Genomic DNA, 8,610 nt, shown 5'->3' with positions numbered 1-8,610 from the left:
AGTCAGGCCCGGACCGACACCACGTCGACCCGGGCCTGACAGGTGTTTCCCAGACTGTCCATCTTCTTTGTCGCGGGAGCCGCCCTGACTCATGCAGGATACGCACGGATCCGTGACGCCCTGGCCGCGACCAGGGTCGGTTTGACTCGACTCGGGGTCGATGACATCCTTGTCCAGGCCGTGGTCGGCACGCTGATGGGCGTTCTTGGCTCCGTCCTCCTGTGGCGGATGACATCCACTCGTATCTGGTGGCTCTGGCAGGCCCTGGCGAGGCTCACCGGGCGCTGAGCCGGGCGACTGCTGGACCGAGGTCAGGCCGGGAGGCGCCGGGCCGCACCGGGCCACATCATGATGTCCCCGGTCCTCAGATCCACGAGGGCAGGAGCATGTGCCAGTGCCAGAACTCGTAGGTGACCGTCTGACCGGTCCAGATGGGCCACCACAGGGCGGCGAACACGAGGGCGGCCGCGACAATGACCGCCGTCAGCACAATTCCCTCGGTGTGGATGCGCCAGGGCGGCACCCCCGACCACGCTTCCGGGATCCTCAGGCGGGTGGGGTGCTGTCCGAATCCGAGGTAGCCGGCGATCGGCCCGCGAGGGTGCGCCTTGCCCTCGCCGATGAGTCCGCCTTCAAGCAGCCGGGCCTCTTCGCGGGCCTCCCGGCCGCCAGGCACCGGCCGGAGCATGCCCGAGGCCGAGCCCAGGACCAGGGTGAGCACGAGGACGACCGCCGGGGCGAAGGCGACCGTGTAGAAAGTGAAGATTGTCCGATCCAGGTAGCCGAACCAGGGCAGGTAAAGACCGACGTAGGCGATGAGCGGGACCCACACGCGCCAGTCCCGTCGGCGCCACGCCAGCCCGGCCACGGCCAGGACCAGCGCGGGCAGCGCCGCCCACCACACCGCAATGTTGCCGATCGAGGTGATCGCCTGGATGCAGTGGTCGGTGGGGCAGGCCGTGCCCTCGAGCGTCTCGGCGTCCGGCCAGTAGAAGGAGGTCGGGCGCAGCTGGAGGAGCCAGCCGAAGGGGCTGGCCATGTAGGGGTGCTCCGAGGAGAGGTTGACGTGGAAGTCGTACATCGTCAGGTGATACTCGACAAGGTCGTTGAGAGGGTCGGGCAGCCAGGACCGCGCCACCGAGCCGTGGGTCGCTTCCTCGGTGGCCGCCCAGCCGTGCTTGTAGGCCTTGTCGTGGGCGAACCACGAACACCAGCCGGCGACGTAGACGACCAGTGCCACCGGGACGAGCCGCAGGAAGTCGCCGAAGCCCCGGGCGATGACGCCCTCGAGGAACCATGCCTTGGCCCGGACCCGGCGCAGCGCCAGGGTGTCCCACACGACGACGAGGATCCCGACCGCGGCCAGGAGGTAGAGCCCGGACCACTTGATCGAGCAGGTCAGCCCCAGGCACACTCCGGCGGCGAGCAGCCAGGGCCTCAGGTGCGCCCGCGGTGCCAGGTGGTTGGGCGGGGTCCCGGCCAGGTCCCGGGCGAGCCTGGCCCGGGACCACTGCCGGTCGCGCACGAGGCAGTAGAGCGTCAGCAGCCCGAACAGGCCGATGAACCCGTCGAGCAGGGCGATGCGGGACTCGGTGATCGCCACCCCGTCGATGGCCAGCAGCAGGCCCGCCAGCCCGGCCAGCAGGGGCGAGCGGGTCAGCCTCAAGGTAAGCCGGGTCAGGACGATGACGGTGAGGATCCCGGCGATGGCCGGCACGATGCGCCACCCCAGGGAGTTGACGCCGAAGACCTCCATCCCCAGCCCGATGAGCCACTTGCCGAGCTGGGGATGGACGATATAGCTCGGGTCGGTGGTCAGGGCCGAGACGTCCCCGGTGGCGAATAGCTCGTCGGCCCCCTCCGACCAGGAGGACTCGTACCCGTTGTGCCACAGCGCGTAGGCGTCCTTGGCGTAGTAGATCTCATCGAACATGAGCGTGCGCGGGTGACTCAGGTTGAGCAGGCGGGTCAGGGCCGCCACCGCTGCGACGGCGGCCGTCACGATCCAGCCGTTGACCCGCACCGCCTCCGGCAGGCGCCACCCCGCGGGCACGAGCCCGATCAAGGTGAGCAGCTCGTCCACCGAACGCGGCGCCGGCTGCCCGGTGGAGTCCTCGACGGTGTTCTCGTCGGTGTTCTCGGCAGCCTCGTCGGCCTCGGCGTGGTCGGCCTGCTCGGCAGGCTCGTCGGGCTCGGTGGATGCCTCGGCGCGTTGGGGATAGGGGTCCTCGTCGGCCCAGGCCTCCCGCCATGCGGTGGTCTCGTCCTGCCCGGTGGCGACGTCCTCGGGCTCGGCCGTCTCATCCGGCTCAACGTCCTCGGGCTCAGCGGGTGCGTCGGCGGGCTGAGCGTCCTCCGCGAGCCCAGCGGTGGGGGAGGATCCGTCTGCGGCACCTCCGGCACCCGCATGCTCCTCCTGGTCGTCCACGGTGATGTCGCCGTCCTCGAGGTCGTCGGTCCGGTCTGCGGGCACGGTGCTGTCAGGGCTCACGGCGGCGAGTCTAGGACGACCGTCATACTGGGGCCATGAAGGAGCCCACCGCCGCGTCGGAAGCCGCGGGCGCCGAGGACCCGCCGGCCCCGCCGGCCCCGCCGAGCGGCACCATCACCCTGGCCGCCACACCGATCGGCAACATCGGGGACGCCTCGCCGCGGCTGCGGGCCGCCCTCGAGCACGCCGACGTCGTGGCGGCCGAGGACACCCGGCGCCTGCTCAACCTCGCCCAGCGGATGGGCCTGCGGGTGGCAGGACGCCTCCTCGCCCTGCACGAGCACAACGAGCGCGAGCGCTCCGCTGAGCTCATCGACGCCGCGCGCGCGGGCCTGGCCGTCGTCGTTGTCTCCGACGCGGGCACACCCGGGGTCTCCGACCCGGGCTACCGCCTCGTGCGCGCCGCGGCCGAGGCGGGCGTGCCCGTGACGACCCTGCCCGGCCCGTCGGCGGTGCTGGCCGCCCTCAGCGTGTCCGGCCTGGCCACCGACCGCTTCACCTTCGAGGGCTTCGTGGCGCGCAAGGCCGGTGAGCGGCGCCGCCAACTCGAGGCGCTCGCCCGGGAGAGCCGCACGATGGTCTTCCTCGAGTCCCCCCGACGCGTCCACGCCACCGTGACCGACATGGCCGAGGTCTTCGGGGCCGAGCGTCCCGCAGTCCTGTGCCGGGAGCTGACCAAGACCCATGAGGAGGTGCTGCGCACGGACCTGGCCGGCCTGGCCGCGCGCACCGAGCAGGAGGTCCTCGGCGAGGTCGTCATCGTCGTGGCCGGCGCCCGTGGCCCCGCGGCGGACCCGGCCACCGCCGGCGCCGCCGCCCTGGCCCTGGCGGGGCAGGGGCTGCGCCTCAAGGAGGCGGCCGCCCGGGTCGCGGCCGACACCGGGCTGCGACCCAACGAGGTCTACCGCCAGGCCCTCGACCAGCGCGGCCCAGTAGGCTGATCCCATGAACGGGACTGAGGCCATGAGCAAGCCGCAGGACACGGACGCCTCCCGGCGGGCACTCATCATCGTCGACGTGCAGCCCACCTTCTGCGAGGGCGGTGAGCTCGGGGTCCAGGGCGGCCACGCCGTGGCCCGGGCCGTGGCCGACTACGCCCGGGACCACCGGGCCGACTACGCCCTGGTCGTCACGACCCAGGACTGGCACATCGACCCCGGCGACCACTTCTCGACCTCCCCCGACTACGTCGACACCTGGCCGCCCCACGGCGTGGCCGGCACCGAGGCCGCCGAGCTCCACCCCGACCTTGCGGGCCTGAGCATCGACGCCCGGGTGCGCAAGGGCCAGTACACGGCGGCCTACTCCGGCTTCGAGGGCCACACCGACGACGGCAGCCCCCTCGAGGAGGTCCTGCGCGCCGCGGGCATCGGCGCACTCGACGTCGTCGGCCTCGCCGAGTCCCACTGCGTCAAGGACACCGCCCTGGACGGCGTGGCACGCGGATTCAGCGTCCGGGTCCTGACCGACCTCACCGCGCCGGTCAGCCCCGATCTGGGACGCGCCGCGCGTGAGGCGCTGCGCCGGGCCGGCGTGGGGCTCATCGCCTCGCAGGAGGCATGAGGCGACCACCGCGGAGGGGTGGCCGGCCCAGGGTGCCCACGGGGGAGCGGCGGCCGAGAGCGCTCAGTGCGAGTCCTGCGGAGGAGGGGCCGGCCGGTAGACGACCTGCTGGGGCGCGATGCCATAGGGTCCGGCGGAAGGGGCGGGAGGCGGCAGCTCACTCCCGGCCACCGGGGCCTGCCCCGCCACCCCCGTCCCCGGGGCGGAGACCCCCGGGGGTCCCTCCGGCCCCTGGCCCGGGACGAATTGCTGGTTGAGGCGCCGCTTGGCCCGGGAGCGCAGGACGCCTATGCCGATCAGCCCGCCGACCGTCAGCAGGACCCCCACGGGGATGGCCCCCATGGAGACGACCCACAGCAGGACATGGTTCTCGATACCGGAGACCCGCGCGGCCCGGTCGATGGAGACCAGCTCGTCGCTCCAGCAGGCCACCGCGTAGGTGCCCGCCGTCGTGGCGTTGAAGGCCAGCACCTGGGGGGTTCCCCCCCCGTCTCGATCCGGTCCTGGCGCACCGACACCGGCCGGCCACTGGGGTCGGACACCGAGCAGCTCAGCGCGGCGTCAGAGGAGTACAGACCGTAGGCCATGCCCGCCTGAAGCTTGTAGTAAGCGGCCTTGCCGTCATAGGGCACCTCGACCGCCGTCGTCTCCACCCGGTCGCTGATCTCCAGGGAGGCGACAACGCCCGCCACCCCACCAATGAGCAGGAACAGCCCGACCGCGAAGACCACGGTCGCACGGCGCAGCCCCGGCACACGGGGGCGGCCGCCTGCCGCACCTGCCATCGGCGGGTCCTGTGCCGACAGGTGCTGCTCCTACCCCCTCATACCGTCGGCCACTGGCCGGGCCCCTGGCTCGCGTACTGCGCGGCGACGCGAGCCTGGGCGAGTCTCTTGTTGCTCGACCTGCGCAGGGCGAGCCAGATGACGCCCGCCACGAGCACCGGCAACCCGACGAACAGGAGCACCACACCGATGATCGCCGCCAGGCTCGTGGTGATGACCATCCTCTCGTCGAACAACGAGCCCACCGCCAGGTCGCCCTGGTCGGCGGAGGAACAGGTGATCGTGTGCGGACCGGAGACGCTCGGGGTGAAGGAGGCGACCAGCCCGAGCTCGTTGACCGTGACCGACCACGTCGGGATGGTCAGCTCGAGCTCGGTGCCCTCGGGATCCACGACGGTGCAGGCGGGATAGACCTCGCTGTAGATGCCGTAGTCCTCCCCGGCCGTCAGCTCCGCCGTCGCCGACCCGTTGGATGGCAGGGCCGACATCGACCCCGCCGTCTGGAGCATCCCGGCGAAGGACACGACGAGGACGCCGACGGCCAGGACACACACGACGATCCCGGCCACGAGCAGGATGACCGGACCCTTGACCCCCTTGGGCATCCCAGCGGGCGGGACCAGCGCCTGAGGGGAGTAGGGCGCCTGGGGGGAGTAGGGCGATTGGGCGTAAGGCGTCCCGGGCGCGTAGGACTGCTGGAAGGAGTCGCCCTGCGCCCACGGGTACCCGCCTGAGCCGGCAGCGGGCTGGGAGGTCGCGCCGGCGTAGGGGTCCGGCGCCGAGGACGGGCCGGGAACCGGTGGGTAGGACATGGTCGCTCCTCGAGATGTGCAGTGGGTCTGCAGTGGGTCGTGGTCCCCGTGCCGAGATGGTCCGGGCGCCGGGGCACACGATACGGTGCCCGCCGCAGGTCGGCCACGACGCGGGGCATGACACCGATCGAGGAGCGGTTAAGGTGGCCCCATGAGCCACATCCTGTCCGCGGTCGCCTGGCCTTATGCCAACGGGCCGCGCCACATCGGTCATGTCGCCGGCTTCGGCGTGCCCTCCGACGTGTTCTCCCGCTACATGCGTATGGCGGGCCATGACGTCCTCATGGTCTCGGGCACCGACGAGCACGGCACCCCGATCCTCGTGGCCGCCGACGAGGAGGGCATCAGCGCCCGCGAGCTCGCCGACCGCAACAACCGGCTCATCGTCGAGGACCTCGTGGCCCTGGGCCTGTCCTACGACCTGTTCACCCGCACAACGGCGGGCAACCACTACGCCGTCGTGCGGGACATGTTCCGCACCGTGCGCGACAACGGCTACATGATCCAGCAGGTCACCCGCTCGGCGATCAGCCCCTCCACCGGACGGACACTGCCGGACCGCTACATCGAGGGGACCTGCCCGATCTGCGGCAACGACCGCGCCCGCGGCGACCAGTGCGACGCCTGCGGCAACCAGCTCGACCCCACCGACCTCATCTCGCCGCGCTCACGGATCAACGGCGAGACCCCCGAGTTCGTGGAATCGACCCACTGGTTCCTCGACCTGCCGGCCCTGGCCGAGTCCCTGGGCGCCTGGCTCGACGAGCGCGAGGAGTCCGGGACCTGGCGCCCCAACGTCATCCGCTTCTCCCAGAACCTCCTGGAGGAGATCCGCCCGCGCGCCATGACCCGCGACATTGACTGGGGCATCCCCGTGCCCGGTTGGGAGGACCAGCCCTCCAAGCGCCTGTACGTGTGGTTCGACGCCGTCATCGGCTACCTGTCGGCCTCCATCGAGTGGGCCCGCCGCAGCGGCGACCCCGAGGCCTGGCGCGCCTGGTGGAACGACCCCGAGGCGCTGTCCTACTACTTCATGGGCAAGGACAACATCGTCTTCCACTCCCAGATCTGGCCCGCCGAGCTGCTGGGACACAACGGCCAGGGCGCCCGTGACGGCGCGCCGGGGTCGATGGGCGTGCTCAACCTGCCCACCGAGGTGGTCTCCAGCGAGTTCCTCACCATGGAGGGCAAGAAGTTCTCCTCCAGCCACGGCATCGTCATCTACGTGCGCGACTTCCTGTCCCGCTACCAGGCCGACGCCCTGCGCTACTTCATCTGCGCCGCCGGCCCGGAGACGGCTGACGCCGACTTCACGTGGGCGGAGTTCGTGCGGCGCACCAACGGCGAGCTCGTCGCCGGCTGGGGCAACCTCGTCAACCGCACCGCCACCATGATCCACAAGCGCTTCGGGGGCGTGCCCGCCCCCGGCCGGCGCGAGGAGATCGACAACGCCCTCCTGGACTCCATCGAGGCCGGCTTCGAGGTCGTCGGCGGGCTCATCGCCCAGCACCGCCAGAAGGCGGCCCTCGCCGAGGCGATGCGGCTGGTGGGCGAGGCCAACAAGTACATCGCCGACACCGAGCCCTTCAAGCTCAAGGGCGAGGAGGGCTCGGCCCCGTGGCTGCGCCTATCGACGGTCCTGCACACCCTCGCCCAGGCGGTGACCGATCTCAACCTCATGCTCTCCCCCTTCCTGCCCCACGCGGCCAACGAGGTCGACCGGGTCATGGGGGGCGCCGGACGCATCGCCCCGATGCCGCGCATCGAGGAGGTCGACGAGCTCGACGCCGAGGTGCTGCCCGAGACCTTCACCGGACGCACCGGCTACCCGGTCATCACGGGGGACTACACGACCGCCCCGACCTGGGGCCGTCACGAGGTGGTCGTCGGCACGCCGGTGGCCAAGCCCTCCCCGGTCTTCGTCAAGCTCGACGAGGCCATCGTCGATGAGGAGCTGGCCCGCTACGCCGCCCTCGTCGACGGCGAGGCCTCCCAGCCGTGAGCCGCGGCTGGCCGCCCCTCGAGGCGCTCGCGGCCCTGCCGCTGCCCGTCACCGACAACCACACCCACCTGCCGGTGCCGGACCTGCCGGCCACGGGACCGGGCTCACGCGAGCCGCTGACCGCGGCCGAGCTCGTCGAGCGCGCCGCCGGGCTCGGTGTCACACGGGTCATCACCTCGGCCTGCGAGACCCCGACCTGGGAGGGCTCCATCGAGCTGGCGCGCCGCCTGCCGGGCGTGCGCGTGGCCCTGGCCGTCCACCCCAACGAGGCCGTCCTCCACGCCGGCGTGCGCGAGGTCGGCCCCGACGGCCTGCCCCCGGCGGTCGACGAGCACCACGGCGAGCCCCTCGAGGAGGCCATGAGCCGGCTGGAGGCCCTCGTGCGGGGCAACCGCGACGTCGTCGTCGCCGTGGGGGAGAGCGGCATGGACCTGTTCCGCACAGGGCCCGAGGGCGCGCGCGTCCAGCGCGGCGCCCTGCGCGAGCACATCGCCCTGGCCAAGGAGCTCGACCTGCCCCTGCAGATCCACGACCGCGAGGCCCACGCCGACTGCCTCGAGGTGCTCCTGGCCGACGGCGCCCCCGAGCGCACCGTCTTCCACTGCTTCTCCGGAGGGGCCGACCTGGCCGAGGCCTGCGCCGAGCACGGCTGGTACGCCTCGGTGGCCGGCCCGGTCACCTACCCGGCCAACCGGGCCCTGCGCGAGGCGCTGGCCCTCGTGCCCGACGATCTGCTCCTGGCGGAGACCGACGCCCCCTATCTGCCCGCCCACCCGTGGAGGGGACACCCCAACGCCTCCTACCTCATGGGCGTGACCGTGCGGTTCCTGGCCGAGCTGAGGGGGGTGGACCTCGAGACGATGTGCACCCGTCTGCAGGCCACCACCGAGGAGGTCTACGGGAACTGGATGTGATCGAATGCATGGCGCCTCGTCCAGAAGTCGGTTAGCGTGCTGG

The 8,610-nt window shown here is 71.9% G+C and carries 7 protein-coding genes; 4 read left to right on the top strand and 3 right to left on the bottom strand.

Translation table 11 applies throughout. The annotated features are described in order from the left end of the window. Nucleotides 1-364: 364 nt before the first annotated feature. Nucleotides 365-2,083, bottom strand: coding sequence for a dolichyl-phosphate-mannose--protein mannosyltransferase (locus Q4C85_RS07065; RefSeq protein ID WP_303140885.1), 1,719 nt, complete (start codon nucleotides 2,081-2,083; stop codon nucleotides 365-367). Nucleotides 2,084-2,526: 443 nt separating this feature from the next. Between Q4C85_RS07065 and rsmI the strand changes: the two genes are divergently transcribed. Both rsmI and Q4C85_RS07055 read left to right on the top strand, forming a co-directional pair. Then, nucleotides 2,527-3,432: a 16S rRNA (cytidine(1402)-2'-O)-methyltransferase gene (gene rsmI / locus Q4C85_RS07060; RefSeq protein ID WP_303140879.1), complete on the top strand. Its 906-nt coding sequence runs from the start codon at nucleotides 2,527-2,529 to the stop codon at nucleotides 3,430-3,432. Between the two features lie 4 nt (nucleotides 3,433-3,436). Then, nucleotides 3,437-4,054: an isochorismatase family protein gene (locus Q4C85_RS07055; RefSeq protein ID WP_303140877.1), complete on the top strand. Its 618-nt coding sequence runs from the start codon at nucleotides 3,437-3,439 to the stop codon at nucleotides 4,052-4,054. A 63-nt stretch (nucleotides 4,055-4,117) separates the two neighbouring features. On the opposite strand, the gene Q4C85_RS07050 is transcribed toward Q4C85_RS07055, so the two are convergent. Next, nucleotides 4,118-4,525: a hypothetical protein gene (locus Q4C85_RS07050; protein ID WP_303140875.1), complete on the bottom strand. Its 408-nt coding sequence runs from the start codon at nucleotides 4,523-4,525 to the stop codon at nucleotides 4,118-4,120. A gap of 352 nt (nucleotides 4,526-4,877) precedes the next feature. Beyond that, nucleotides 4,878-5,651 carry a hypothetical protein gene (locus Q4C85_RS07045; protein WP_303140873.1) on the bottom strand — a complete coding sequence of 258 codons (774 nt, stop codon included), beginning with the start codon at nucleotides 5,649-5,651 and terminating at the stop codon, nucleotides 4,878-4,880. Between the two features lie 151 nt (nucleotides 5,652-5,802). Here Q4C85_RS07045 and metG point away from each other — a divergent pair, with 151 nt between their 5' ends. Together metG and Q4C85_RS07035 are read left to right on the top strand one after the other, a co-directional pair. Continuing rightward, nucleotides 5,803-7,653 carry a methionine--tRNA ligase gene (gene metG / locus Q4C85_RS07040; RefSeq protein ID WP_303140871.1) on the top strand — a complete coding sequence of 617 codons (1,851 nt, stop codon included), beginning with the start codon at nucleotides 5,803-5,805 and terminating at the stop codon, nucleotides 7,651-7,653. Then, entirely contained in the window at nucleotides 7,650-8,567 is a 918-nt protein-coding gene (locus tag Q4C85_RS07035) for a TatD family hydrolase (RefSeq protein WP_303140869.1), read from the top strand. The genes metG and Q4C85_RS07035 overlap by 4 nt, the downstream gene beginning before the upstream one ends. Nucleotides 8,568-8,610 lie beyond the last annotated feature (43 nt).

Origin of the sequence: Actinomyces sp., assembly GCF_030524025.1 — a bacterium.
Lineage (GTDB): Bacteria > Actinomycetota > Actinomycetes > Actinomycetales > Actinomycetaceae > Actinomyces.
The sequence above is the reverse complement of the archived record's forward strand: the minus strand, read 5'-3'. Positions and strand labels throughout refer to the sequence as shown.

What these genes read in the sequence shown, in the direction of transcription:
- Q4C85_RS07045 (WP_303140873.1), bottom strand. Translation starts at nt 5,651, where the DNA reads ATGTCCTACCCACCGGTTCCCGGCCCGTCCTCGGCGCCGGACCCCTAC.
- metG (WP_303140871.1), top strand. Translation starts at nt 5,803, where the DNA reads ATGAGCCACATCCTGTCCGCGGTCGCCTGGCCTTATGCCAACGGGCCG.
- Q4C85_RS07055 (WP_303140877.1), top strand. Translation starts at nt 3,437, where the DNA reads ATGAACGGGACTGAGGCCATGAGCAAGCCGCAGGACACGGACGCCTCC.
- rsmI (WP_303140879.1), top strand. Translation starts at nt 2,527, where the DNA reads ATGAAGGAGCCCACCGCCGCGTCGGAAGCCGCGGGCGCCGAGGACCCG.